The following is a 25,386-nucleotide window of genomic DNA, read 5'->3' as shown; positions in this document are numbered from 1 at the left end:
AATTGGAAGTTCATGTCTCAGTCAAATATCCATCCTACTGCCATCATCGAATCCGGTGCAAAGATTGGTAGGAATGTTACAATTGAAGCGTATGCGATCATTAAAAAAAATGTTACGCTGGAAGATCATGTTGTTATTAAGTCTCATGCCTATATCGATGGTTATACCACAATTGGAGAAGGAACAATTGTATGGCCCTCTGCAAGTATTGGTACAAAAACTCAAGACTTAAAATTTAAAGGGGAAAAAACGTTTGTTGTCATTGGAAAATATTGTGAAATCCGAGAATTTACCACAATTAACTCCTCTTGCAAAGAAGGTTCTGTGGTAAGTGTAGGAGATGGTTGCTTAATCATGGCCTATTGCCATATTGCTCATAATTGTCAAATTGGGAATCAAGTAATTATGGCAAATAATGCCATGCTAGCTGGGCATGTGGTTGTAGAAGACCATGCAATCATTGGTGGAATGACACCTGTTCACCAATTTGCACGTATAGGGAAATATGCAATGGTAGGAGGATTTAGTCGCATTACGCATGATGTTCCTCCTTATACCATTGGAGCAGGAACCCCTTATAAGCTAGGAGGCTTGAATCTAGTTGGTTTAAGGCGCCATGGATTTTCTCTAGAAGATCGTAGGGCTTTATCAAGGGCTTTTAAAATTACCTACCGAGCTAAATTACGTCTTTCTAAAGCATTAGAGCGCATTCATCGAGAAATTGAGCCAACCATCCACATTCAGCACTGGATAAATTTTTGTCGCAGTTCTCAGAGGGGATTAATTGGATTTCAGCAATCGGTTCAACAATTAGTCGAAGAAGACTTTGATGAGCTAGAAGAGTTAATTGAAGAGAGAGTTTAACTCTTTAATGAAAATTATTTTTTTTGGCACTTCGTCTTTTGCTGCGCAAATTTTATTTTATCTTGTACAAAACCAAGTTGATGTAATAGCTGTTGTTACACGTCCCGATCGTCCAACAGGACGATCGTTAAAATCTTCTTTTCCTCCTGTAAAACAAACTGCAATCCAATTAAGTTTACCTGTTTTTCAACCTGAAAAAGCTTCTTCTTCAGAATTCGTTGCACAGCTTAAAAGCTTACAAGCCGATCTTTTTATTGTGGTGGCTTACGGAGAGATTGTAAAAAAAGAAGTTTTAGACATTCCTTCTTTAGGATGCATTAACATCCATGCAAGTCTTCTCCCTAAATATAGAGGAGCTGCTCCCATGCAAAGATGTTTGATAAACGCAGAAAAAGAAACAGGTATTTCTATTATTGAAATGACTCCAAAAATGGATGCTGGGGATATCATAGCTATGCAAAAAATTCCCGTTCCTTTTGAAATGACTCACGGTGAACTGGAAAAAGAGCTATGTGTATTAGCTCAAGAAATGATCTTGCAGGTCATTGAACAATTTAAAAATCATTCTGTGAAAAAAGTCCCGCAAGATCATTCTCAAATGAGCTTAGCCCCAAAAATATCTGCTCAAGAAGAAGAAATTGATTGGAATCTTGATTCTACTCTAGTGCATAACCGCATTCGAGCTTTATCCCCATCCCCAGGTGCTTTTTGCATGCTAGAGATAAAAAGCCAAAAAAAGCGCCTTAAAGTCCTACGCGCATTTCCAGAAGAGCTGCAATTTTCAGAAAAACCAGGCTCTCTTGTTAAATTAGGTAAAGAAGTAGGAGTTGTCTGCGGACAAGGAGTATTGCGTCTTCTGGAAGTGCAACTCGAAGGCAAGCGAGCTATGTCAGCAGCGGATTGCTTTAATGGTCTTCAAAACCCAAAGATTATTTGATAAAATAATTTTTTAACATGCTGACTTTCTGCTAGATATTTAACTTTATTTAAGCTACAATCACACTCTTTTCTAATTTAAAATACAATAAATTAAGGGTTTGTAATTATGAGTTCTCCTATTTCGAATTTTTTTGATCGAACTGTTGTTTCTCCATTTAAATATGCCTGGGATAAATCCATGGAATTATTAGAGATGACGGGTGTTAATAAGGCAGCTCAGGTTAGTTTTAGATTTTTTAAAAGCTATGGAGATAATCCAAAAGATTTAGCCAAGGGTTTTCAAGTTTTAGGTGAATGGGTTGTAGTTTTTTGTAAAAAGAAATCTGCTTTTAATGGACTCGAAACAGCTCAAAAAATAGTCGACGTTAGTAAGCAAGCAAAGTGTTTTTTAAGTTTTTCAGGCATTTGCTCACAATTAGTAAAAGTAAAAGATGCTTTAGTTGGAGCAGAGCGCCCAATACCAAATGGAAGGCTTCCTCAGCATGTAAATCCACCGCCAGAAACAGCTAGAATTTTAAAAGAAATTATTGATACAGGATCTGGATTATGCGCCAATGCTTTTGATACTATAACTCTTTTGAGTGTTCTTGGGCTTATATCTTCAAAAAACAAATATATGCCTGCAATAAAAATAGGGACTTGGATTGCAACTGTTTTGGGTGCAGCTGCACGTTTAGGAAGTGATGCTAGTAGCTTGCATGGAGAATATGCGCAAGGGCGTCTTAGATCTAGAACTAGTTGGGAGAAAACTGTTTCCATAGCAGGAAATATTGCTGTTTTCTCATTGGGAGCGTTTCCTTTGCTAGAACGCTTTAAAGGTTACACACCTTTGGATAAAAACTTTTTCTTAAAGCTTAGCACGATTTCTACCTTAAGTACGTTGTTTAGTAAACACATTCCAAGAAGTCTATTTTTAGCTTAAAAAATGATTAATAACACGAGTATATTTAACATGGTTTATATACTCGTGTTAGATGTGTTTATAAAGACGGTTAGAGTTGGCTTTTTTAAAATTTAAACTATTAAATTAAGTGTGCTTTTACCCATGAAAATGCTAAAAAGTCTATTTGGCCCTTCTTTAAACAGTGCTGAAAAGCCCTCGAAAATCAACACAGAGCCGTCTTGGCTGGGCCTAGGATCTCTTTTTGTAGCTGTTCAAGCATCTAAGTGTTTTTTTTCTTCTATGCATAAATATCATGAAGGGGCATTAGATGCTTGTAATATGGGAGAAGAGCTTTTAAGTGGAGTAGAGCTGCTCAATGACACTAAAAAATTAGCAGATCATTCCAAATGGGCAGTCGAAGTATATAAAAATCCCAACTCCAGTGATTCTACTGCTAAAAAGGTTCAGGTAATTAGTGAATTTATTTTTACTGTGATGGACATTTTTTCTGATGGGGTTAAAGTGGTTTTTCTTCTAACAAGAGTTCACTTAATTTCTCTTTCTTCCGATCTAAAAAAGCGATTAGAAAAAGCAAATGAAGCTTTTTATCTTTTCACTCAAGTATTTTGCCTTTTTCAAGAAGGGTATCAGGGTTACTTGAACTACGCTTTAAGTTGTGATTCTGAATCAAAAATCTTAAAAAAAGAACTTGATGAAAAATACAGACTTTCTTTGCTTAAGGTAGCGGAAATATCTGTAAAAATTTTTTTAGGACTGCTTAAAAAGAGCTCCAAGAAGTTAGACGGCCCAATACTTGCGTTAAGTAGTTGTGTTTTAGTTTTAAAAATTTCAGCTCATCTGTATGATAGCAAAGTACTATCTTCTCATAAGGGAAAGTTTTCTTTAAAAGAAAATGGGTTTGTTTATGGCATGGGATGCTAGGAAAAATAGATTGAAACTTCGAGAATGGGGCTTTTTGCTCTTTGTTTTGGGGTTAATTTTCTCTTTGTTCATCATTTCTTGGCTTTTGCCGAGATAAAAAGCAAAGAATGTAAAAAAGACGTTGAGGAAAAAATCAGTTTTTTGGTAGCCTCTTCGCTTAAGCCACAAGTAAGGCTTAAAGGGCAAGAAAGTACAAAGCATTCATAAGCGCGTATACTCCTTGTTGCTGTCAGACACACTCTCATTCTGATGTTACTGTTTATAGCAGTGCCTTAAAAGAGATCACTCACGGCGATAATCTGTATAATAAGGAAAAAGTATGACTTTAAAATTTCAAGGGAAGAAAAAAGGAATGACAATGCGATTTGATGCTCAAGGCAATCAAATTGTTTGCACAGTGATTTTGGCAGAGCCTAATGTCATAGCTCAAATTAAAAGCAGCCAAGGTAAAGATGGCTATAATGCTGTTCAGCTAGCGGCTTATAAAGTTAAATCTTCAAAGCTTAAGAATGTTTCTAAACCACTGCAAGGTCATTTTGCAAAAGCAAAAATAGAGCCAAGGTCTGGTTTAAAAGAATCTAGAGTAGAGAACGTAGAAGACTTTCAAGTAGCTCAAGAGCTTAATGTGAGTTATTTTAACGAGATTAGCTATGTCGATATTTCTGGTATTTCGAAAGGTAAAGGTCATCAAGGCGTTATGAAACGTCATAATTTTGCAGGCGGACCTGCTTCTCATGGTTCTGGATTCCATCGTCATGGTGGCTCAACTGGTATGCGTTCTACACCAGGACGTTGTTTACCAGGACAAAAAAAATCCGGTCGAATGGGAAATGAAATGGTAACTACGCAGAATCTGCGCGTGGTAAAAGTTGATCTAGAAAAGAATGTTATCCTTGTTGAAGGGGCTGTTCCAGGGCCGCGCAATGGATTAGTTTATATCTCAAAAGCAAAGAAGAAAGCGTAAGGGAGTTGTAGTTGTGGCCTATCTAAAGGAATATAATTTAGCTGGTGAGGAAGTAGGGAAAATTGAAATCGATGATGAGCTACTCAACCCAGCTGCAAATACGCAAATGATTAAAGATTATGTTACGGCCCTGCGTGCGAATGCTCGCCAGTGGTCTGCAAACACAAAAACAAGAGCAGAAGTAAATCATAGTGGTAAAAAACCTCATCCTCAAAAAGGAACTGGTAGAGCAAGGCAAGGTTATTTAGGTGCTCCTCAATATAAAGGAGGAGGGCGTGTTCATGCTCCTAGGCCAAAATTTGATCAACACGTAAAGGTGAACAAAAAAGAAAAGCGTGCTGTAATCCGTCAACTGTTGATTGAAAAAGTATTAAATGATTCTCTGCATGTTTTGCAATTTGAAGAAATGAATAAACCACAAACAAAACAAGTAGTGCAGTTTTTAAAGACAAGAAATTTAGAGAATAAAAAAATTATTTTCTTAGCTGAGAGCGGCGATGAAGGACAGAGCACTATATTACTAGAGAAATATCATACGTTATTTTTAAGCGCTCGTAATATTTTTGGATTGAAATTTCTTCCGTTAGCTATTGTAAATGGATATGACGTGATCGCTAATCAGCATCTGATTGTGATGAATTCAGCTGTAGATCAGCTAAAAGTTCTATTGGGAGGACAGGGTTAATTATGTTAAAAAAAAGTCCTTACGATGTCATACTATCTCGTCATGTAACAGAAAAAGCGCGAGTTATGGAGCAATTGCAATCCAATGAAAGCAATTCTTCTGTTAGGAAATGTAAAATTCCAAAATACGTTTTTTTAGTTGCAAAAAAAGCAAATAAACAAGAAATCAAGCAAGCTCTTGAAAAGATTTACATCGATCAAAAAATTAAAGTTACATCTGTAAATACAATTACTATTAAGCCCAAAGCGAAGCGTGTAAGAGGACGGCTAGGAAAAAAAGCAGGTTTTAAAAAAGCCATTGTTTCCTTAGAGCCAGGGGATAATATTGAGGATAAAGGTTAAGCTAAGGAGCCTTGGAATTACTATGTTAAAAAAGTTTCGACCCACTACAGCAGGGCAGCGTCACCTTGTTTTAACCAAGCAAGAGGCTTTAAGCTGTGTAAAGCCTGAGAAATCTTTAATTGAAAAGAAGAAAAGAACAAATGGCCGTAACCACCATGGTCATATTACTTGTAGACATAAAGGTGGTGGTCATAAGCGTTTTTATCGCATTGTTGACTTTAAAAGAGATAAGGAAAACATACCTGCTAAAGTAGCATCTATTGAATATGATCCTAATAGAACAGCGGCTATTGCCCTATTGAACTATGTTGATGGAGAAAAGCGCTATATTTTAGCTCCGCAAGGATTGAAAGTAGGCTCTGTAGTAGCAACAAATGATCAAGGGCGATTTGATGTGGGTTTTTGTATGCGCTTAAAGCATATGCCTCTTGGATCAATTGTTCATAATATTGAACTTTATCCAGGACGAGGGGGCCAGCTTGTGCGTTCAGCAGGTCTTTCTGCTCAATTAATGGCAAAAACCGACAATGGGTATGTAAATTTAAAAATGCCATCTGGAGAAGTGAGGCTCATTCATGAAAATTGTCGAGCTACTTTTGGAGCTGTTTCTAATCCAGAGAGAAATTTACGTGTTGAAGGAAAAGCGGGGCGTTCTCGCTGGAGAGGAATTCGTCCGACTGTTCGAGGAACAGCAATGAATCCGGTAGATCACCCACATGGAGGAGGAGAAGGTAAACATAATGGATATCTTCCGCAAACCCCATGGGCAAAAGACACTAAAGGACGTCGCACGCGTTCTAAGAAAAAATCTAATAAAATGATCGTTAAAGACCGTAGGAAATAGATTGGGAGTTTGAAGTTTATATGGGAAGATCGTTAAAAAAAGGACCATTTGTAGACCATCACTTATTAGATAAAGTAAGTGTGCAAAATAAAAATGGCAAGAAAAACCCTATCAAAACATGGTCGCGACGATCCATGATTCTTCCTGAAATGATTGGACATACTTTTGATGTTCACAATGGAAAGAGGTTTATTAGTGTTTTTGTGTCCGATAACATGGTAGGTCATCGTCTTGGTGAATTTTCACCAACGCGAGTGTTTAAAGGACATGGATCGAAAAAGAGTACAGATAGTTCTAAATCTGCAACTTCAGGAAGAGGTTAAGAATTTATGCCACAAGCTTATGCGAAAACAAAGTATGTGCGGATTAGTCCAAGAAAAGCGCGTTTAGCTGCTGATTTAATTAGAGGTCTCAAAGTTGAAGAGGCCGTAGTACAATTGCGTTTTTGTAAATTAAAAGCGGGACTGCTCCTGCAAAAGACATTAAATTCTGCAGTTGCTAATGCAGAAACACAGTTACACATTCAAAGGCGCGATTTAATTGTAAAAGAAGTAAGAGTGGATGCAGGACCTGTTTTAAAGCGTGCTAAACCGAAAAATAGGGGTGGAAGTCATCCAATCATGAAAAGAACTAGTCATTTTACAATAGCCGTGGCTGCTGAATAGAGGGGAAACAATGGGTCAAAAGACATCGCCGATTGGATTTAGATTAATTAGAAATAAGAGATGGCGTTCTCTTTGGTATGCCAACAAACAGGAGTTTGGTGATTTACTAGGAGAAGATGCTAAGATTCGCAAGCATTTGATGAAAAAGTCTTGTTGTGTAGGCACTTCTAAAATCATTATTAGAAGAATGAGTGGTAAAGTAGAAGTGACCATTCATACAGCGCGCCCAGGCTTGGTTATTGGAAAAAAAGCTGCAGAACTCGATATCTTAAAGCAAGAGCTTGGAAAGTTAACAGGAAAAGAGATTTGGATTGAAGTTGAAGAAATTAAAAGACCAGATCTTGAGGCCCAACTTGTAGCTGAAAATATAGCTAGGCAGTTAGAGCGTCGAATCCCTTTTAGAAGAATTATGAAAAAAGCTATGCAAGCTACTATGGATGCAGGAGCTATTGGGGTTAAAGTGCAAATTTCAGGACGTATTGGTGGTGCTGAAATCGCTCGTGTGGAGTGGTATATATTAGGAAGTGTTCCTTTACATACATTGCGAGCCGATATTGATTATGCAACAGCTAGAGCTGAAACTACTTATGGTTCTATTGGAATCAAAGTATGCATTAATAAAGGCGAAGACGAAATAAATCGATCAAAAGTAGTAGGAGGCTAACATGGCCTTAATGCCTGTTCGTACAAAGCATAGAAAAACTCAAAAAGGAAGTCGTTCCGGATTAAGTAAAAGCGGTAATTTTGTAGAATTTGGTGAGTTTGGAATGAAAGTTCTTGAAAGAGGTGACATAAAGGCTAATCAAATTGAAGCTTGTAGAGTTGCCATCAATCGACATTTTCAGCGTCGTGGCCAAGTTTGGATCCGAATTTTTCCGCATAAACCTGTGACTAGGAAACCAGCTGAAACTCGTATGGGAAAAGGAAAAGGTGCCGTGGATCACTGGGTAGCTGTTGTTCAGCCTGGTAGAGTACTATTTGAAGTGGCTGGGGTGTCCAAAGCAGATGCGCAAAATGCGTTAAGAAGAGCAGCAGCTAAGTTAGGGCTTCGTACTAGATTTGTTGAACGAGTAGAGCGAGTATAAAATAAGGTTTTACAGATGCCAAAAGCAAAAGAATTAAGAGATCAATCAAAAGAAGAATTACAAGCTCTTTATACCGATTTATCTAAAGAGATTTTTGAGTTGCGCAATGAGTTAAAGACAACACGTAAATTGGAAAAACCTCATTTAATCCAATTAAAAAAAAGAGATAGAGCAAGAGTCTTGACAGTCCTTCAAGAGAAAAAGGCGTAAACGTAGGTAAAGAATGGAAAAACAAGCAGATCAAGAGTTTAACGTAAAGCGTAAGATTAGAGAAGGTATAGTTGTTTCTAACAAAATGCAAAAAACGATTAAAGTGCGTGTAAATCGTACATTCAAGCATCCTGATTTTAATAAAGTGATTACACGTGGTAAAATTTATTACGCTCATGTTGAAGAAGGAGTGATTGAGATTGGAAAGCTTGTAAAAATTATTGAAACGCGTCCTCTTTCAAAATTGAAAAGATGGCGTGTATTGCAAGTTCTTTAGATTAAGAAACAGATGCATAAATTACTAGGAATACAAAGGCCATGATTCAAGAAGAAACCGAATTAGAAGTAGCAGATAACACCGGTGCTAAGCGTGTGCGTTGTTTTAGAATTATAAAAAAAGGTTCTAAGCGTCCTCGAGCGGGTGTAGGCGATGTAATTATTTGCGCTGTAAAAGAAGCTGATCCTAAAGGAAGCGTTAAAAAAGGTAAAGTAGTTAAAGCTGTTATTGTTAGAACGTGTAGTAGCATTTCTCGTAAAGATGGAAGCCAACTATCCTTTTTTGATAATAGCTGCGTAATTATTGATGACAAGGGAAATCCTCAAGGAACGCGTATTTTTGGTCCTATTGCGCGTGAAGTGCGTGAAAGAGGCTATATTAAAATTACCTCATTAGCACCAGAAGTGATTTAAGGGAGAATCTATGAGTAAATGGATTAAAAAAGGTGATACTGTTGTTGTGATTTCAGGCAATGACAAAGGAAAGTCGGGTGAAGTGATTTCTCGAAATAAAGAGCGAATCTTAGTGCAAGGAGTAAATGTTCGTAAGAAGCATGTTAAGCGTCAAACGAAAGCTCCAGGTGCTGGAATTATTGAAATTGAAACGCCTATTCATATTTCCAATGTCTCTTTATGCAATAAAGAAAATCAGCCAGTTAAAGTTAAAGTACGCTTTACAGCTGATGGAGCTAAAGAGTTATTTTATTTGGAAGGGGATAAGCAAATTAAATTTCGCCAGGTTAAAAAACATTCATAAGTAGAAGATAAACAATGTCTAGATTACATAAGCGCTATAAAGAAGTTGTAAAAAAAGAACTGCAAAACAAGTTTAAGTATTCCAACTTGATGCTTATTCCTCAGCTAAAGAAAATTATAATTAGCATGGGAATAGCAGAAGCTTCTAAAGATAAAAATGCGATGCAAGCTTGCGTCAAGGAAATGGCATTGTTATCAGGACAGAAGCCGATTTTGACAAAATCACGTCGAGCAATTGCTAACTTTAAATTACGTGAAAAGCAACCGATTGGAATAAAGGTTACTCTTAGAAAAAAGAGGATGTATGATTTCCTTGATCGTTTTTGTCACATTGTTTCTCCTCGTATCCGAGATTTTCGTGGTTTTGAACCTAAATGCGATGGTAGAGGAAATTATTCTTTAGGAATCCAAGATCAGCAGATTTTTCCAGAAGTGATCTTAGATGAAGTAAAGAGAACGCAAGGAATGAACATCACACTTGTGACGTCCGCAAAAACTGATAAAGAGTGTTTCGAGCTATTAACATCACTTGGACTTCCATTTAAAACAGCAGAATAAAGGTGAGGGAGAGAAAAAATCATGTCATTAAGTGATCCAATCGCAGATTTGCTAACAAGAATTCGTAATGCAAAAAGTGCTCGTCATCGCTTTGTTGTTTTTAGACCCAGTAAAGTAAAACTAGCGGTTATAAAAGTATTGCAAGAGAATGGGTTTGTTGGTGAGTGTCTTGTCAATGAAGAGAAAAGAGAAGCAAGACTTTTTTTAAAGTATGCTAATGGAAGGGAGCCTGTGTTAAAGGGTTTAAAACGCATGTCTTCTCCTTCTGCAAGGCAGTACGTTGGTTATCTTGAAATTCCAATTGTTTATGGTGGAATGGGAGTTGCAATTGTGTCTACTTCTAAGGGTATTCGCGATGGTAAAGCCGCTCGAAGAGATCGACTCGGCGGTGAGTTATTATGTGTGGTTTGGTAATTTAAGAAGAGGTAATTTATATGTCACGTCTTGGGAAAATGCCAATCTCACTTGCCGGAAAAAAAATAGATATTAAGATCCAAAATGGACGAATTGAAGTAAAAGGTCCTAAAGGTGAATTATCCATTCCTGCAATTAAAGGGATTTTGGTAAAAATAGAAAACGATCTTTTATTTGTCTTAAAAGATGAGCAAATAGAAGTACACAACAAAGACTACGGTTTAGCTAGAGCTTTGATCAATAATATGATTATAGGTGTAAGTGCTGGATTTGAAAAAAGATTAAAGCTAGAAGGCGTTGGGTATCGTGCTCAAATTAAGGGAAATATGCTTGATTTGCAAATTGGGCGCTCTCATCCTACAGAACTTTTGATTCCAGAAGGAATTAAAGTAACAGTGGAAAAAGGGGTGCTAATTGTTGTTGAAGGAATAAGCAAATTTCTAGTAGGGCATTTTGCTGCTGAAATACGCGCAGAAAAAAAACCTGAACCTTATAAAGGCAAGGGAATCCGCTATGAGAAAGAGCATGTGCGCAAAAAAGCTGGTAAAGCAGCAAAGGGAAAAACAGGTTAATTTTAAGGTAGAGCTTTTATGTTTAATGAATTGCAAAGTCGAAATACAAAAAGAAAAAGACGAAGTTTGCGTGTCAGAAAACAGGTGCGCGGCTCTAGTGATAAGCCTCGACTTTCTGTATTTAAATCGCTAAAACACATTTGTGCACAGTTAATCGATGACGAAAAGGGAATCACTCTTGCAAGTGCAAGTACATATACACCGCTTTTACGTCAAAAGAATTTGGGCAAAAAAAGTAAACAAGCTGCGCGAGAAGTGGGTATTTTATTAGCAAATGCTGCTAAACAAAAAAATATTCAATGCGTTGTATTTGATCGTGGTCATCATAAATATCATGGATTGCTAGCAGAGCTTGCAGAAGCTGCACGTCAGTCAGGGTTACAATTTTAAGTTAAGGGATGTAACATGGAACAGAATAAAAGACGCGCTGAGGAATTTGGAACGGAATTTGAAGACAAAGTTCTATACGTTAACCGCTGTTGTAAAGCGGTAAAAGGCGGAAAGAAATTTAGCTTTTCTGCACTAGTTCTTGTAGGCGATAGACAAGGTAGAATTGGTTTTGGTTTTGCTAAAGCAAATGAAGTATCAGACGCTATTCGTAAAGCAACAGAATCTGCTCGTAAAAATATCTTTACATTTGAAATGGAAGGGTCTACGATTCCGCATGAAGTTTTAGTAGATTGGGATGGTTGTACAGTTCTATTAAAACCAGCTCGAGATGGAACAGGTGTTATTGCAGGTTCAAAGGTTCGTTCTGTTCTAGAGCTTGCCGGAGTAAAAGATGTAGTTGCAAAAATCTATGGGTCTAATAACCCTTTAAACCAAGTGCAAGCAACATTAACGGCTTTGGAAGGTCTTGTAAATCGTCAAAAAAATCTAGTAAATAGAGGTTTAGCATCATGATTACTTTATCGCAATTAGCTAACACTCATAGACCGAAGCAAAAAGTACAGAGAGTGGGACGGGGAGTTGGTTCGAAAAGAGGAAAGACCTGCGGTCGTGGTAATAAAGGTGATAAGGCTCGCCAAGGTTATAAGTACCGTTTTGGACATGAAGGAGGGCAAATTCCTTTATATAAAAAATTGCCTACTCGAGGTTTTACCAATGGGCGCTTTGCATCTTATGTATTTGCAATTAATCTGCAAATGATCGAAAAATTATACCAGGATGGAGAAATAGTTAGCTTAAATACTCTACAAGAAAAAGGTGTTGCACCCCGTAGAGTTTCTGGAGGATTAAAAATCTTATCCAATGGAGAGTTAACTAAAAAAGTTACCATTGAAGCGCGTTTCTTTTCTCAAGCAACAGAAGAGAAATTGAAAAAACAAGGTATTTCTTACCAAAAAATAACAAGCTAATGGAACGTTAGATATAAAATGATTGCAAAAATAGCTAAATTGCTTGTTATACCTGATCTTAGAAAAAAGATTTTTTTTACTCTTCTTATGTTAATTGCCTGTCGTATAGGTTCTTATATACCTGTGCCAGGTATTAATGGAGAGTTAGCTGTGCAGCTTTTTCGTAGCGCTGCAGGTGGTAGTCAAAATCTCTTTCAACTTATGGATATATTTTCTGGAGGAGCTTTTGCTCAAATGACTGTGATTGCCTTGGGGGTTATGCCTTACATATCTTCTTCGATCATTATGCAGTTAGTGATGGCACTTGTTCCTACTATGCAAAGGGAAATCAAAGAAAATCCAGAAAGCGGAAAACGCAAATTAGGACGCTGGACACGTACGCTTACTTTATTTTTAGCGTTTTTTCAATCAGGCTTGTTTGGAAGATTTGCTGTGCAATTAAATGCAGGAACACCTGGCATTATTGCAAGTGAGATTATGGATGTGCAATTTTTAGGAATTCCTTGGCTGTTTTATTTAATTGTAATGACAACTATGACTACCGGGACTATTCTTTTGATGTGGATTGGCGAACAAATTACGGAAAAAGGGATTGGTAATGGAATTAGTTTAATTATTACTGTTGGAATTCTTTCTTCTCTGCCGAGTACCTTGGGCTCTGTGATGCGTCAGCTCAATTTAGATTCTCAAGAGCCAGGACAGCTTACCTTCTCCTCATTAGTCATTTTGTCCATTGTTTTTGTTCTTATTATAATAGGAACTATTTTAATCATTCAGGGTCAAAGGAAGATTCCTCTTCAATATGCTAGACGAGTTGTAGGAAGGCATGAAGTGCAAGGGGGCGGGAATGCATATATTCCTTTGAAAGTAAACTATGCTGGAGTGATTCCTGTAATTTTTGCCTCTTCATTGTTAATGTTCCCTGCTACAATTGGACAATTTATAGGTGCTAATTCTTGGGTTGGGAAATGTGCAAATGCTATTTCACCAGGTAGTTGGCTATATATGGTTATCTTTGTAATGCTTATTATTTTTTTTACATACTTTTGGACTGCAACCCAGTTTCATCCTGAGCAAATTGCGTCTGATATGAAAAAAAATGGGGCTTTTATTCCTGGGATTAAGCAAGGAAGATCTACCCAAGATTACTTAGAATTAACGATGAATAGAATTACGTTTGCAGGAGCTATTTTTCTTTCAATGATTGCAATTTTACCAACGATCATTGGGAAACTACTACATGTAGATGCAAGTATTACCTATTTTTTTGGAGGGACCTCTTTGCTCATTCTCGTAGGTGTTATTTTAGATACCTCTAAGCAAATAGAATCTCACTTGTTAATGAAGCGCTATGAAGGATTTATGAAGAGAAGTCGACTAAGAGGAAGGTAGAATTTTTTTTAGCTCGAATTAAGATAACAGGTCAATATTGTTAATAAATAAAAGATCTGATAAAGTATCTCGGATAATTGTTTAAAAAAGGAATTTATTTCATGCCTAGAATAATTGGAGTCGATATCCCAGGTGGGAAGCGGCTAGAAATTAGCTTCACGTATATTTATGGTATTGGTCGTCCAGAATCAAAAAAACTTTGCGCCAGGCTAGGATTAGATCCTAATATGAGGGCAGATAATTTGACAGAAGATGACATTGCAAGGGCTAGTGCTGAATTGCAATCTAACTGCATAGTTGAAGGGGATCTTCGTCGCCAAGTTCAAGGAAATATTAAAAGATTGATTAGTATTCATTGCCATCGAGGAATGCGTCATCGTTTAGGTCTTCCTGTTCGTGGCCAACGTACACGCTCTAATGCGCGTACTAGAAAAGGAAAGAGAAAAACAGTAGCGAACAAAAAGAAATAGAGGAGATTGAACTTTGGCTAAGCAAGATACCCGTAAAGCAATGGTTAAAAAACCAACCATTGTCAAAAATAAAAAGAAGATGCATCGCAATGTCTCATCAGGTATTGCTCATGTTTTAGCAACTTTTAGCAATACGATTGTTTCTATTACCGATTTAGCGGGGAATACAATTGCTTGGGCTTCTGCTGGTAGAGCTGGGTATACAGGTTCTCGTAAATCATCTGCTTTTGCAGCAAATATGGCAGCAGAAGATGCTGCAAAGCAAGCCATTGCAATTAGCGGAATGAAAGAAGTTGAAGTAAATCTTTGCGGACCTGGGACTGGAAGGGAATCTGCTGTAAAAGGGTTGCGCGGTGGTGGATTAGAAGTTACATTTATTAGGGATGTAACCCCTATATCTTTCAATGGATGTCGTGCACCTAAAAGACGAAGAGTGTAACTCGTTTTTTGCTATAAAAATATAAATAATACAGATTTTTAATCTGTATTTAAAAAAAAGAACTAGAAATTTTCAGGAGTTTGATCATGGCCATTAAATATGGCAAATTTGAGTTGCCGTCAAAGATTAAGCTTGATGAAACGAGCCGTTCTAAGACATTTGCTCGTTTTATTGCAGAGCCGTTTGAAAGAGGTTTTGGACACACTGTTGGAAATGCTTTGCGGAGAATCATGCTCAGCTCCTTAGAAGCTCCTGCTATTGTTTCCGTACGTATCGAAGACGTTCCTCATGAATATATGGCAATTGATGGCGTAATAGAAGATATGACAACAATTGTGTTGAATTTTAAAAGTGCTCTTTTACGCAAATTACCAACAGATGAAGAACTAGAATCTCGTGAATTAAAGCAGATTTCCAAAATGCTGGATATTACACCAGAAATGCTTGAAAAAAATAATGGTCAATATGCAGTAACTCTGCACGATTTATTAGGGGAATCTGAGTTTGACATATTCAATCCAGACCTAGTGATTTTTACAGTCACTAAACCAATGATGCGTAGAGTTGACTTAAAAGTAGCAATTGGGCGTGGATATGTACCTGCTGAAAGGCATCCAATACAAGAAAATGTAATAGATGAGATTTTATTGGATTCTGCTTTTTCTCCTGTAAGATTGGTAAATTACTTTGTAGAAAATACACGTGTAGGTCAAGACACGGACTTTGATCGTTTAATTTTAGAAGTTACTACGGACGGGCGTATTTCTCCTGAGGAAGCACTTACTTTTGCAACGCAAATTGGGATTTTGCATTTTGAGGTTTTTGACGAATTGAATGTAGATATCTTAAGTTTTGATCAGGGAGAAATTAAACTTAATACAGATAAAGATGCTCTGATGGCTAAACTTGCGCTGAAAATTAATGAAATTGAGCTTTCTGTACGCTCAAGTAATTGTCTTTCTTTAGCTTGTATTGATACAATTGCAGAGCTGGTTGTTATGCCAGAACCTGAACTTTTAAGATTTAGAAATTTTGGAAAGAAATCTCTAAACGAAATTAAAGATAAATTAAAAGGGATGGGTCTTTGGCTAGGAATGACTAAAGAAGACCTTGGTATGGATCTTCATAAGGATAATGTCAAAGAAGTTGTACAGGAATACTTAAGTAAAAAGGCAGGGCATCAAACATGAGACACCGCAAACACACCTTTAAAATTGGGCGAACTGCAAGTCATCGCCGCTGTATGATTGCTAATATGGTTAAGTCTTTAATCGTACATGGCCGAATTAGAACAACAGAGCGCAAAGCCTCAGAGCTTAAAAGGCATGCAGATCACGTTGTGACTTTGGCTAAATCAAATACTCTTGCTAATAAACGCAAGATTATTGGGGATTTAATGATTCGTTATAACTCATTAACCACTAAGGAATCAAGGGCTGCTAAAACAGGAGATACTTCTTCTTATAACACAGACCGTAGAGTCATGGGCAAGCTTGATGAGCTTGCAAAAAGATTTGCTACCCGAAATGGTGGATTTACACGAGTTCTAAAAGAAGGATATCGTGTAGGTGATGGAGCTTCTCTTTGTTATATTGAGTACCTTTCCGAATAAATTTATATTATCTAAAAAAGTATCTACTATAGATGCTTTTTTAGGAATTTTTTCAAATTTCTAAATATATACATCTATATTTTCTAAGGGATCTTAAACGGTTTTTTAAGCCTTGTAGATATACAACCTTATGTATTAATCTTGAGGCTGTTTTGATATATAAAGCGAAGACTCGATAAGGAGGAATACATGTCAATTCGAGTTGGTATTAATGGGTTTGGAAGAATTGGTCGTCTTATACTAAGGATTATCAATGAAAAATATCCAGATATCGATGTTGTTGCAATCAATGATCTTGTCCCACCCGAAGATCTAGCTTATTTGTTAAAGTATGATTCTGTGCACCACACATTTTCTCACTCTGTTACAGCAAGTGACAAACACATAACTGTAAACAAAAAAAAGATTAGCATTTTTTCTGAGAGAGAGCCTGAAAACATTCCTTGGAAAGATTTGAAAGTAGATTATGTTATTGAATCAACTGGTCATTTTACTGATTTAGAATCGGCAAATAAACATAGAAAAGCTGGTGCTAAAAGAGTCATTATTTCTGCTCCTGCAAAAGGAGAACTTCCTACTTTTGTAATGGGAGTTAATGAAGAAAATTATGATCCCCAGAAAGATTTTATTGTCTCTAATGCATCTTGTACAACTAATTGTTTAGCTCCTCTAACCAAAATACTACTTGATCATTTTGGGATAGAAGAAGGTCTAATGACCACTGTACATGCTATGACAGCTACACAGCACACAGTAGATGGCCCTTCTAGAAAAGATCGACGAGGAGGACGGGCTGCAAGTATAAATATTATTCCTTCATCTACAGGTGCAGCAAAAGCAGTAGCTCTTTGTTTGCCTAAAGTAAAAGGTAAGTTAACAGGCATGGCATTGCGCGTTCCTGTAATTGATGTTTCTGTTGTCGATCTTACAGTAAGGCTTACCAAAGCTACATCATATGAAGAAATCTGCGCTGTTATTCAAAAAGAAGCTAGGGGTCCTATGAAGGGTATTGTTACTTATTGTGATGAAGACGTTGTTTCTTCTGACTTTATTGGCCATCCCTCTTCTTGTATTTTTGATAAGCATGCAGGAATAAAATTAAATTCTCATTTTTATAAATTAATTGCTTGGTATGATAATGAAATGGGATACTCACATCGAGTCGTAGATTTGCTGCGATATATGGTATCCAAAGAGACCTTAAGCTAATAACCGTGGAATAAGATACGTGCATTTTACTCGAGAACCAACGATTGAAACAATTATTTCTCCTAGAGAAGAGGGGTATAAACTCCTCGTGCGTAATACTAAAGGAGAAAAGGCAGAAGAATATTACGTTGATGCAGTGGAAGTTGTCTCTTTTGGTCGGGCTTTTTTTTTCCGTTCTTTAGAAAAGCCTAAAGCATTTTTAGTGCCCACAGGAGATTATGAAATTTTAGAAGTACGCGAAGCGCGAATTGCATTGAAAAATGTAAGCCATGAGCGTTCTATTAAAATTGGAGGAGGTCGTGAAAATACGCGTGCTCCTGCTAAAGAAACACCAGCTCCTGAAAAAGAAGTAGCATCTGTAGTAGAAGAATCCTCTGCCTTAGAAACTGTTGAGTCTACAACAGAAGAAGTGCGTACGGATAAGCGTCGAGACCGCCACCGTCGCCGTCGCCGTCGTCATATTGATGAGCAACAAGAACAACGCTCTCGCAGAACAGATAGTTCTGAAAAAGAAAGTGAGTCGAAGGAAGATCAAAAAGGAACAGATGAAGAAAAGGTTTCATCCCCTATGCTCATTCCTCCTCCTCCGATACTTATCTCAGAAACTCTGCTTAGCCGTTATAAAGATAAAGATTTAGGACAAGCTCTTATAGAAAAAAAAGAAGAGATTATTACTCACGAGGAAATTCTTGAGCAACAAGTAGAACCAAAGGTAGAAGAGAAGAAAGAAGAAAAAGATTCAGACAAAGAACCTGGTTCTGAAGGAACTGCTTTTAGTCGCTCTATTCTTAACCCTCCTGCTTTTACAGAGAATGTCAATACCGATTTTTTATTCTAGATAGAAAGGCTCTTAAAAATTTAAGAGCCTTTTTTCTTGCTTTTTTTTTAAATACTTCAGTAGAATCATAAGCTTCATCCCTTGCTCGGATGGTGGAATGGTAGACACTAGGGACTTAAAATCCCTTGCTCGCAAGGGCGTGCAGGTTCGACTCCTGTTCCGAGCAACCTTTTAATATTACACAAACACCTCTAAACCAACTGATGCAACCTGTTGGGGCTACAACAACAAATGTTGGAGGTTTTTAACACAGCATATATTCAAGAAAAGGCACATGCTGATAGTAAAACAGCTTGAAAAAAAGCCATAAGGAAAAGCAAGTGGATGATATGAGAGATTATCTCTGTATCGGTCTCTTGCATTTTTCCGTACAGTTGATCAAACCCTTCATTTTAGGTTTTACCTTCATAGCCACATACCCCTGTTCTTGGAGAATTAACAAGAGGCATCAGCATATAAGTGTCTTCTTCTTGTTCTGCACAAGAGTGCCGTTTGCTACAATGGTTACAGGTTGTGTCTCCGCATAGAGAGCAAAGGATCTGAGACTGTTTTTTGCAAATTTCACACAAGAATGAAGGAGGATCATTTTGCATGAGCAGAGTTACTTTCTTTTGGGGACAGGCTTCAATTGTCTTTAGAACCTGTAATACCAGCTCTGTAGAAGAACCCATATCATACACGTACTCAAATTTCAAATTAGAAGAGAAGATTTGACCTACTTGCTTTTTCATCGATTGGCTAGGGTTTCCTGACTCGGTGTGCGACATGTAACGTCGGCCCTCAATTATAAATTCGCTGAGATGGCCGCAGCACTCAAGCCAGGCATCTCTTAAAAATTGATCTAGATCACCAAGTGTAAGGCTTTTGGAGACAGCGGTCAGCATCCAATACATATTCGGCTGCTCAGCCCAAGAAATACGAACGAGATATCCTTCTTCTAACTTTGCCTGAGAGCGCAAGAATCGTAGAGCATCTGCGCACTTGAGTAAATGAGTCTTTCCCTTGGCTGGAGCATATTTTTCTTTGCAGCCAACACATTTGCCTTGAGTTTTGAAGTGCATGGTTGATTCCTCTACTAGAGATTGCGGAGATGCATCTTACGGCATTTCCCAGAAATCTTCAATAGACTGATGCCAATTTTTGGATTTTTGATTGATGTTTTCCTTTAATTTCCATATATTTGCTCTCTAAATAGAGGGGCAATCCCTATTTTCGGTTGAACAAAGTAGAGCACTAAAATTTAAGGGGGCATATTATGAGCATCGGTTTATCTAGGGTATGTGCCCGGGGGATAGCAACGCCTCCTAGTCTATTTTCTCGAGGGAAATCCGATGGAATGATATTTACTCACATTCCCTTTTTCGGAGAAAATCGTATTTCACAAGTCCAAATGAGGTCTTTGGCTTATTTTCCTCGTTCTCAAAAGAGCGTTTCTCGGAGCTTAGTAGAAAGGAGAACGATCTATCCCCTTAGCTCCCTGGCAAGGGCTTTAGATAAAAGAGTGTTCTCAACTCAAAAAATGAGGTTTGAGGCTCCTTGTAATCCTACTCTCTTGATGAATAGCCCAAAGCAAACTGTCCGTTTGCGAAATACTTCTTTTCAGGAAGTGACACCTTCGAAGGGGCTCCCCAAGTTCCTCCTCGCTGGGGTCAGGTTGGTTTAATCCTATTTCTTACGTTTTGTATCCTAGCAGGTGTTGAGGCGCCCGCAGAAGAAAGTGTTAAAGAAGAAGATCTCTTAAACAATCCTATTATTGCGTCCTTTGCTTGCCGCTCTTTTTCTATAACACCTGGTGATATCAGCAAAATAAAAGTGGAGAAGCTGGATGGTTTATCTATTTGGGCTAGAAGCTATAAGCTAACCCATGAACAAACCAATCAATCTATTGCCTTGAGGGTTCTCAATTCAAACCAACCTGCAGAGGAAAGAGAAAGAGAACTGTTTTTAATTCAATGGATGTCTGAGTTAGGAATTGCCCCACATGTTATTGAAATTGATCCTTCTCATGGGTTAATCAGTACTGTTTTTATCCAGTCCCCAGAACCGAAGCCATGGCATATGACCAAAATGACTCCTGATAAGGTTATGCAATTTGCAACTTCGTTAAAACTACTCCATAGTCAGCCCCTAGATATCAAAAACGAGCGTCTTCAGGAGTTAGACGATAAAGTATTTAAGCTTGCTGCTCTTCATCCTCAATTTCAAATATTTAAAACAGCGATTGAAAAAATGCAGGAACTCGACACTATTCAGCATGGGCATGTCCCGTCTAAATTTTGTCATAACGATGTAGGGCATGGAGGGAATACTCTATGGGATGGGAAAAAAGCTTGGATGATCGACTGGGAGCTTGCAGGTAATTTTAATCCATACTTTGATGTTGCTTCGCCAATGGTACTTTTATTCTTCAATGAAGAAAATAAGGACCTCTTTTTTAGGACATATCTTGGGCACACTCCTAGTCAAAGAGAGAAAGATCTCCTCTTTGTCAATCAGCAATATGCTTACCTTAGATATGGAGCGACATCTTTAGGCATTTGTCATGAACCCTCAAAAACTTTTACTCTCTCTCCATCAGAAATTAATCAGATAGGGGCATGGAATGATATTTTGACTGGTAAGGTTTTGCTAAAGCGAGAGGAAATGCAAACAGATTTTGGCCGTTGTAAAACTGGAGTTCTCTTGATTCATCAAGCTCTCAACAACATGAAAGGGGAAGAATTCCAAGCTGCAATTTCAAGGCTGGCTTCAAATGATAAAGACTATTAAAATTGAGGAGTCTTATGAAGAAACTATACAAGGGGTTTTTGGGTTTTGGTTTAGTGGTTGTGATAGTGGGAGTGAGTATGTTTTGCTTGCAAAAATTAAATAGGCATGAACACGAAGATCTTAAAAAGGATACAGCGTTTAATATGATCTATACTATAGAAAAACTCGATGCTCTCAAAGAACAAATAGACAGTGCTGACAAAGATACACTCTTGATCCTTGATGTTGATTATACACTGACTCAACCTTCTAATCCGGCGTTCCAACAAGCTAATTTTTGTTTGAATCCTCAAATGGTTAAAGATTTTGTAAAATCTGTCCCTGAGTCTGTAAAAAGTGAGTTTACGAGCTTTATTGCAACTTCAGGGGAAGGACAGTTATTAGAAGAAGAAGCTCCTTCTATGATTAGGACTGTGAAAGAAAAAGGGGCTCGAGTTCTTGTCATTTCAGGCATTCTTACGGGTCAGTGGCAAGATATTCCTAATATTATGGATTGGCGTATCAATAATCTCAGAAAATTAGGTATTGAGACGTCTAGGTTTGGCTTTGACCAGCCCTATCAGTTTAAAGATTTTCCTTCTTATCGGGGTAGATATCCTGAAATTAAAGAAGGAGTCATTCTTACTAATGGTGAAGGAATCAAGAAACACCAAGCCTTAGAAGCTTTTTTCAAAAAGGTGGGGTGGCGACCTAAGAAGATTATTTTTGTAGATGATAGCCGTCCTTTGATTGAGCAAATGGCCGATTATATGAAGCAACAGGACATTTCTTTTATTGGCTATGAATATAAAGGAGCTAAACAAGCAAAAGCTCGTTCTATATCTAAAGAAGATTTTGAACGAGAATGGATTAATTTGAAAAAAAAATTAAATCTTGACTAAGACATTATCCTCTTTTAGGAATCAAAGAAACGATCTAGATAAAAGACAAGATATTGCTGTTGTTGGTTTGGCTTGTCGTTTTCCTACACGTACTCAAATTTCAAATTAGAAGAGAAGATTTGACCTACTTGCTTTTTCATCGATTGGCTAGGGTTTCCTGACTCGGTGTGCGACATGTAACGTCGGCCCTCAATTATAAATTCGCTGAGATGGCCGCAGCACTCAAGCCAGGCATCTCTTAAAAATTGATCTAGATCACCAAGTGTAAGGCTTTTGGAGACAGCGGTCAGCATCCAATACATATTCGGCTGCTCAGCCCAAGAAATACGAACGAGATATCCTTCTTCTAACTTTGCCTGAGAGCGCAAGAATCGTAGAGCATCTGCGCACTTGAGTAAATGAGTCTTTCCCTTGGCTGGAGCATATTTTTCTTTGCAACCAACACAATTACCTTGAGTTTTGAAATGCATAGTTGATTCCTCTATTAGAAATTGCGTAGGTACATCTTAAGGAATTATTTCTAAATTTTCAATAGACTATTGCCAATTTTCAGGTTTTCTAGGCCAGCTTTAGAAATTCCTTATCAGAATACTTCCAGAAATCACTCTAAGAGATATTATGAAACATATTTGCGAACTATTCTTTTTATCTGTACAAAGGGTTAAAAGAAGACTTTACTCAGTTATACGAGAAAATCGTACAACTGAAATTAGAGTCAAGCGATTCAAAAAGATACGAAACAGGCAATGACTCTAATCTTTTCAAGAAGCTTTAGAAGGGAGGCGACTAAATCGAATCGTCCAAATTCCACCTAGACAAACCAAAAAGATTCCAACCCAACCCATCCAATCTGGAATTTTGCCATATAAAGCCCATTCAAAAAAGCCTGAATAAATAACCGCAACATAACAAAAGGGTCCTAATAGAGAGGGTTTAGCATGATGAAATGCTCTAACTAAACACCATTGTCCAGCAGCAGAAAGTATTCCAATACATACAATTTGCATCCACTCTAAAAAATTCGGTGTCGTCCACCAATAAATGCTTAGAGGCAAGCAGAGAAAAGAAGAGAAAATAATAAAACAGCACTGTATGGTTTCTATCAGTGTGCGATAAACGTCTAAGAGCAATCATTACAATGCTTAGAGTAACAGCGGCTGCCAAGCCATACAAAGCTCCTGGGTTGATGATTTCTTTGCCTGGTTTTAAAATGAAAAGAATTCCAAGAAATCCACATATAATCCCAGGCCACAATTTGTGGTTAATAGGGAGTTTTAACCAAATCCAAGCAACAAATGGGACCAAAAGAGGAGCAGCATTATTTAAAAGGACTGCATCGACAAGAGAGGTTCGTTGAACAGCAAGAAATAAAAAAGAAAAAGAGAGCAGCCCTGCCAGAGATCGGACGATAATAAGGCCCATATGCTTAGTGTGAAGAGCCTTCCATCCGTGCTTAAAAATCCAAGGAAGAACTGTTACCCAACTGATAAAATTTTGAAAGAAAATAACCATAGGAAGAGAAATATGACTGCTTGCAAAACGAGAAAGAGTTGCCATAGCAGTAATAAAGAACCAGGCAACAAGAATATACCCAATTCCATATTTCAAATGTTGGTTTGAAGGTCCTGTTAGGGTCTGATCTTTTTGCATATTCCAAGCTTCTACTATTTCTTTTAATGAGCCAAGTACTTTTTTAAAGGTCTGAAGAGATTAAACTTCCCACATTCTTAGAATCTAAAATTAACTTTGGTTTAGTATTTTTGAGTCTCTTCTTAACATTTTTGATGTGTTCTGCGGGAAGAATATTTTCAGGTAGGGTACCACCAATTTTAGCAATAGCTGCTCGAACCTCTTTTCCTACAGCTTCATGAGTCTCTATTGCATCTCTTTGATCTTTGATATTTTCTCTTTTAAGTTTTTCCCTTGTCTGTGACATGCGAAATTGATTAGCAATCAACTCTGTGGTTCCCATGCGGTCCATGAGTTGTTCTTTTGGAGGAATCCCTTTACGAGCTTTAATTGCATCAGAGCTAAGACCTCCATAAAGCCCTTTGTAGCCAGCATCATGAAAAACGCCAAACATTCTATCTTGTACTCCTGCATCACGTGCAGCTCCAGATAAAGCTTTAAATTCTTCTGAAGCTTGTTTGCGTGATTCTAAACGTTCGAGATCAGCAGCAGCGGCATCGGAGAGCTCTTGTCGCCTAGTTTGAATAGCAAAATACTTTTGAGCATGAGCAATTTCTGGCTTTCTGGGATCTCCATTTTGGGCAATCAGATAACAAGCAAAACGAGAAAGATGGTAATCATCAATGATTTGAGTGCGTCCTTTCCCATTTGTTATTGGGTTGCCGGCGCTGGCAAAGTGATGCTTTGGATCATTTCCTGATTGTTTGCATGATTCCTCAGCTTTTTTAACGGCATTTTCAAAGCGTCTCCACTGAGAATATCCTAGAAGGGATTGGAGTTCCCTAGCACTCCAGTATTCAATTCCATGTTGATTGATCTTTTTGAATTCTTCAAAGGATAAACCTTTAGAAACTAATGAACTGCTTTTTTCTTTTTGCATATATGTCCTGAAGAATTTATTAAATTATAAGAAAAATAGAATTTTTAAAAAATAAATTTATAAATACATTTTTGTTCTTATAAAAGAGAAAGGATTAAACCAAAGAAAAATTTGCTCTTATCTCAATCGAGATTTTATCCAATCTTCTGAGAAATTTGGCAGAAGTGCTCTTGGATTTATCGGAAAAGAAGCATAAAACTGTGTAGCAACCTTTTTTTATCAAGAGGGTTTTTATATTCATTAAATATAATCTTTCAATTATTATTAAATAATCGTTTTTATTTATTAATATTAAAATAAATATTTTTAATTATAGGATATATAATATGGATACAAACCTTTCAATTAACTCTAATAGCAATGGATTATTCTGTACTCTTAGGAAAAAATCTTTTGCTCTTAGAACCCCAGTTTTGGGTTTTCTAGCTGGTAACTAGCTCTAAACTTTCCTTATCAGACATCCTAATACAAGGCTTTTTAGGTTGCCTCATATAAGCCGCAATTCCACAAAGAGTATTAACCAAAAAGTTACTCACTGATCTATGCCTTGTGTGCTCAATCTGAGATATATTTTTAAGTTGATCATTTACAGTTTCAATAATAACTCTTTTACGCAGTAGTATTTTATCTCTGAGATTCATGAACTTATTTTTCATTTTAGACCGTAAATTTGTGAATAATTGTAAGCCTTTATCCATTAATTTTTTTCCTAATTTCTCTGAAATATACCCTTTATCTCCATAGAGGTTTCCGGTGATTCCCTGTGACAAAACCTCAGCTACAGAAACATCCGATGCATTTCCAGGAGTTAGTTGAAAAGCGAGGATTTCTCCTACTTCATTAATGATTAA

37 protein-coding genes and 1 tRNA gene are annotated in these 25,386 nt (G+C 37.3%); 32 read left to right on the top strand and 6 right to left on the bottom strand.

Translation table 11 applies throughout. The features are described 5' to 3' along the window. The first annotated feature begins 12 nt into the window (after positions 1-12). The 30 genes from lpxA to RHTP_RS05800 all read left to right on the top strand — a co-directional run bounded on the left by lpxA (position 13) and on the right by RHTP_RS05800 (position 18,482). On the top strand, positions 13-864 hold the full coding sequence (gene lpxA / locus RHTP_RS05945) for an acyl-ACP--UDP-N-acetylglucosamine O-acyltransferase (protein WP_138107210.1): 852 nt from the start codon (positions 13-15) through the stop codon (positions 862-864). Between the two features lie 7 nt (positions 865-871). Continuing rightward, positions 872-1,801 carry a methionyl-tRNA formyltransferase gene (fmt, locus tag RHTP_RS05940; protein WP_138107209.1) on the top strand — a complete coding sequence of 310 codons (930 nt, stop codon included), beginning with the start codon at positions 872-874 and terminating at the stop codon, positions 1,799-1,801. 108 nt (positions 1,802-1,909) lie between these two features. Next, positions 1,910-2,725, top strand: coding sequence for a hypothetical protein (locus RHTP_RS05935; RefSeq protein ID WP_138107208.1), 816 nt, complete (start codon positions 1,910-1,912; stop codon positions 2,723-2,725). Between the two features lie 123 nt (positions 2,726-2,848). Further along, on the top strand, positions 2,849-3,628 hold the full coding sequence (locus tag RHTP_RS05930; RefSeq protein ID WP_138107207.1) for a hypothetical protein: 780 nt from the start codon (positions 2,849-2,851) through the stop codon (positions 3,626-3,628). A gap of 319 nt (positions 3,629-3,947) precedes the next feature. Then, positions 3,948-4,592 carry a 50S ribosomal protein L3 gene (gene rplC, locus RHTP_RS05925; protein ID WP_138107206.1) on the top strand — a complete coding sequence of 215 codons (645 nt, stop codon included), beginning with the start codon at positions 3,948-3,950 and terminating at the stop codon, positions 4,590-4,592. Positions 4,593-4,653: 61 nt separating this feature from the next. Then, entirely contained in the window at positions 4,654-5,277 is a 624-nt protein-coding gene (rplD, locus tag RHTP_RS05920; RefSeq protein ID WP_502705349.1) for a 50S ribosomal protein L4, read from the top strand. Between the two features lie 2 nt (positions 5,278-5,279). Continuing rightward, complete coding sequence (gene rplW, locus RHTP_RS05915) at positions 5,280-5,618, top strand: 50S ribosomal protein L23 (RefSeq protein WP_138107204.1); 339 nt, start codon at positions 5,280-5,282, stop codon at positions 5,616-5,618. Positions 5,619-5,640: 22 nt separating this feature from the next. Continuing rightward, positions 5,641-6,462 (top strand): 50S ribosomal protein L2, encoded by an 822-nt coding sequence (gene rplB, locus RHTP_RS05910; RefSeq protein WP_138107203.1) that lies wholly within the window; start codon positions 5,641-5,643, stop codon positions 6,460-6,462. A 20-nt stretch (positions 6,463-6,482) separates the two neighbouring features. Then, complete coding sequence (rpsS, locus tag RHTP_RS05905; RefSeq protein ID WP_138107202.1) at positions 6,483-6,785, top strand: 30S ribosomal protein S19; 303 nt, start codon at positions 6,483-6,485, stop codon at positions 6,783-6,785. 6 nt (positions 6,786-6,791) lie between these two features. Continuing rightward, on the top strand, positions 6,792-7,127 hold the full coding sequence (gene rplV / locus RHTP_RS05900; RefSeq protein WP_138107201.1) for a 50S ribosomal protein L22: 336 nt from the start codon (positions 6,792-6,794) through the stop codon (positions 7,125-7,127). 10 nt (positions 7,128-7,137) lie between these two features. Continuing rightward, complete coding sequence (rpsC, locus tag RHTP_RS05895) at positions 7,138-7,791, top strand: 30S ribosomal protein S3 (protein ID WP_138107200.1); 654 nt, start codon at positions 7,138-7,140, stop codon at positions 7,789-7,791. A gap of 1 nt (position 7,792) precedes the next feature. Then, a complete protein-coding gene (gene rplP / locus RHTP_RS05890; protein WP_138107199.1) occupies positions 7,793-8,212 on the top strand; it encodes a 50S ribosomal protein L16 in 420 nt (139 codons plus the stop codon). A 15-nt stretch (positions 8,213-8,227) separates the two neighbouring features. Further along, entirely contained in the window at positions 8,228-8,422 is a 195-nt protein-coding gene (rpmC, locus tag RHTP_RS05885) for a 50S ribosomal protein L29 (protein WP_138107198.1), read from the top strand. Positions 8,423-8,435: 13 nt separating this feature from the next. Then, a complete protein-coding gene (gene rpsQ, locus RHTP_RS05880) occupies positions 8,436-8,699 on the top strand; it encodes a 30S ribosomal protein S17 (RefSeq protein WP_138107197.1) in 264 nt (87 codons plus the stop codon). 41 nt (positions 8,700-8,740) lie between these two features. Beyond that, positions 8,741-9,112, top strand: a complete 372-nt coding sequence (gene rplN, locus RHTP_RS05875; protein ID WP_138107196.1) for a 50S ribosomal protein L14 — start codon at positions 8,741-8,743, stop codon at positions 9,110-9,112. Positions 9,113-9,122: 10 nt separating this feature from the next. Continuing rightward, positions 9,123-9,455: a 50S ribosomal protein L24 gene (gene rplX / locus RHTP_RS05870; protein WP_138107195.1), complete on the top strand. Its 333-nt coding sequence runs from the start codon at positions 9,123-9,125 to the stop codon at positions 9,453-9,455. 14 nt (positions 9,456-9,469) lie between these two features. Continuing rightward, on the top strand, positions 9,470-10,012 hold the full coding sequence (gene rplE, locus RHTP_RS05865; protein WP_138107194.1) for a 50S ribosomal protein L5: 543 nt from the start codon (positions 9,470-9,472) through the stop codon (positions 10,010-10,012). Positions 10,013-10,033: 21 nt separating this feature from the next. After that, positions 10,034-10,426 (top strand): 30S ribosomal protein S8, encoded by a 393-nt coding sequence (gene rpsH / locus RHTP_RS05860; protein ID WP_138107193.1) that lies wholly within the window; start codon positions 10,034-10,036, stop codon positions 10,424-10,426. 20 nt (positions 10,427-10,446) lie between these two features. After that, positions 10,447-10,998, top strand: coding sequence for a 50S ribosomal protein L6 (rplF, locus tag RHTP_RS05855; RefSeq protein WP_138107192.1), 552 nt, complete (start codon positions 10,447-10,449; stop codon positions 10,996-10,998). A gap of 18 nt (positions 10,999-11,016) precedes the next feature. Then, complete coding sequence (rplR, locus tag RHTP_RS05850; RefSeq protein WP_138107191.1) at positions 11,017-11,388, top strand: 50S ribosomal protein L18; 372 nt, start codon at positions 11,017-11,019, stop codon at positions 11,386-11,388. A gap of 15 nt (positions 11,389-11,403) precedes the next feature. Further along, on the top strand, positions 11,404-11,901 hold the full coding sequence (gene rpsE, locus RHTP_RS05845; RefSeq protein WP_138107190.1) for a 30S ribosomal protein S5: 498 nt from the start codon (positions 11,404-11,406) through the stop codon (positions 11,899-11,901). Further along, positions 11,898-12,356 carry a 50S ribosomal protein L15 gene (gene rplO, locus RHTP_RS05840; RefSeq protein ID WP_138107189.1) on the top strand — a complete coding sequence of 153 codons (459 nt, stop codon included), beginning with the start codon at positions 11,898-11,900 and terminating at the stop codon, positions 12,354-12,356. The genes rpsE and rplO overlap by 4 nt, the downstream gene beginning before the upstream one ends. Before the next feature lie 21 nt (positions 12,357-12,377). Then, a complete protein-coding gene (secY, locus tag RHTP_RS05835; protein WP_350339688.1) occupies positions 12,378-13,748 on the top strand; it encodes a preprotein translocase subunit SecY in 1,371 nt (456 codons plus the stop codon). 101 nt (positions 13,749-13,849) lie between these two features. Then, positions 13,850-14,218: a 30S ribosomal protein S13 gene (gene rpsM, locus RHTP_RS05830; RefSeq protein ID WP_138107187.1), complete on the top strand. Its 369-nt coding sequence runs from the start codon at positions 13,850-13,852 to the stop codon at positions 14,216-14,218. A 40-nt stretch (positions 14,219-14,258) separates the two neighbouring features. Beyond that, positions 14,259-14,657 (top strand): 30S ribosomal protein S11, encoded by a 399-nt coding sequence (gene rpsK, locus RHTP_RS05825; RefSeq protein ID WP_138107300.1) that lies wholly within the window; start codon positions 14,259-14,261, stop codon positions 14,655-14,657. 86 nt (positions 14,658-14,743) lie between these two features. Beyond that, on the top strand, positions 14,744-15,847 hold the full coding sequence (locus RHTP_RS05820) for a DNA-directed RNA polymerase subunit alpha (protein WP_138107186.1): 1,104 nt from the start codon (positions 14,744-14,746) through the stop codon (positions 15,845-15,847). After that, positions 15,844-16,269, top strand: a complete 426-nt coding sequence (gene rplQ / locus RHTP_RS05815) for a 50S ribosomal protein L17 (protein WP_138107185.1) — start codon at positions 15,844-15,846, stop codon at positions 16,267-16,269. The genes RHTP_RS05820 and rplQ overlap by 4 nt, the downstream gene beginning before the upstream one ends. Before the next feature lie 189 nt (positions 16,270-16,458). Further along, positions 16,459-17,478 carry a type I glyceraldehyde-3-phosphate dehydrogenase gene (gene gap / locus RHTP_RS05810; protein ID WP_138107184.1) on the top strand — a complete coding sequence of 340 codons (1,020 nt, stop codon included), beginning with the start codon at positions 16,459-16,461 and terminating at the stop codon, positions 17,476-17,478. 19 nt (positions 17,479-17,497) lie between these two features. After that, a complete protein-coding gene (locus RHTP_RS05805; protein WP_138107183.1) occupies positions 17,498-18,316 on the top strand; it encodes a hypothetical protein in 819 nt (272 codons plus the stop codon). Between the two features lie 83 nt (positions 18,317-18,399). Further along, positions 18,400-18,482: transfer RNA gene (locus RHTP_RS05800), tRNA-Leu, on the top strand. A gap of 226 nt (positions 18,483-18,708) precedes the next feature. Here RHTP_RS05800 and RHTP_RS05795 read toward each other — a convergent pair. Further along, complete coding sequence (locus RHTP_RS05795; protein ID WP_138107182.1) at positions 18,709-19,377, bottom strand: IS1096 element passenger TnpR family protein; 669 nt, start codon at positions 19,375-19,377, stop codon at positions 18,709-18,711. A 751-nt stretch (positions 19,378-20,128) separates the two neighbouring features. Here RHTP_RS05795 and RHTP_RS05790 point away from each other — a divergent pair. Both RHTP_RS05790 and RHTP_RS05785 read left to right on the top strand, forming a co-directional pair. Beyond that, the gene (locus RHTP_RS05790; RefSeq protein WP_171005759.1) at positions 20,129-21,085 is read left to right on the top strand and encodes a phosphotransferase; all 957 of its coding nucleotides are present in this window, start codon (positions 20,129-20,131) and stop codon (positions 21,083-21,085) included. Positions 21,086-21,099: 14 nt separating this feature from the next. Further along, complete coding sequence (locus RHTP_RS05785; RefSeq protein ID WP_138107180.1) at positions 21,100-21,966, top strand: DUF2608 domain-containing protein; 867 nt, start codon at positions 21,100-21,102, stop codon at positions 21,964-21,966. An 83-nt stretch (positions 21,967-22,049) separates the two neighbouring features. On the opposite strand, the gene RHTP_RS05780 is transcribed toward RHTP_RS05785, so the two are convergent. The 5 genes from RHTP_RS05780 to RHTP_RS05760 form a co-directional block, all read right to left on the bottom strand. Beyond that, positions 22,050-22,436 carry a hypothetical protein gene (locus RHTP_RS05780; RefSeq protein WP_138107179.1) on the bottom strand — a complete coding sequence of 129 codons (387 nt, stop codon included), beginning with the start codon at positions 22,434-22,436 and terminating at the stop codon, positions 22,050-22,052. Positions 22,437-22,727: 291 nt separating this feature from the next. Next, complete coding sequence (locus RHTP_RS05775) at positions 22,728-23,021, bottom strand: EamA family transporter (protein WP_171005758.1); 294 nt, start codon at positions 23,019-23,021, stop codon at positions 22,728-22,730. Next, positions 22,918-23,616 carry a DMT family transporter gene (locus tag RHTP_RS05770; RefSeq protein ID WP_138107177.1) on the bottom strand — a complete coding sequence of 233 codons (699 nt, stop codon included), beginning with the start codon at positions 23,614-23,616 and terminating at the stop codon, positions 22,918-22,920. The genes RHTP_RS05775 and RHTP_RS05770 overlap by 104 nt, the downstream gene beginning before the upstream one ends. Positions 23,617-23,659: 43 nt before the next feature. Continuing rightward, positions 23,660-24,535: a DNA damage-inducible protein D gene (gene dinD / locus RHTP_RS05765; RefSeq protein WP_138107176.1), complete on the bottom strand. Its 876-nt coding sequence runs from the start codon at positions 24,533-24,535 to the stop codon at positions 23,660-23,662. Positions 24,536-24,957: 422 nt separating this feature from the next. Beyond that, positions 24,958-25,386: transposase (locus RHTP_RS05760; protein WP_171005757.1), on the bottom strand; the 429-nt coding region annotated here is incomplete at its 5' end.

It is taken from the genome of Candidatus Rhabdochlamydia sp. T3358 (genome assembly GCF_901000775.1).
Taxonomy (GTDB): Bacteria; Chlamydiota; Chlamydiia; order Chlamydiales; family Rhabdochlamydiaceae; genus Rhabdochlamydia.
Note: the sequence above shows the minus strand (reverse complement) of the source record. Positions and strands in the feature narration are given on the sequence as shown.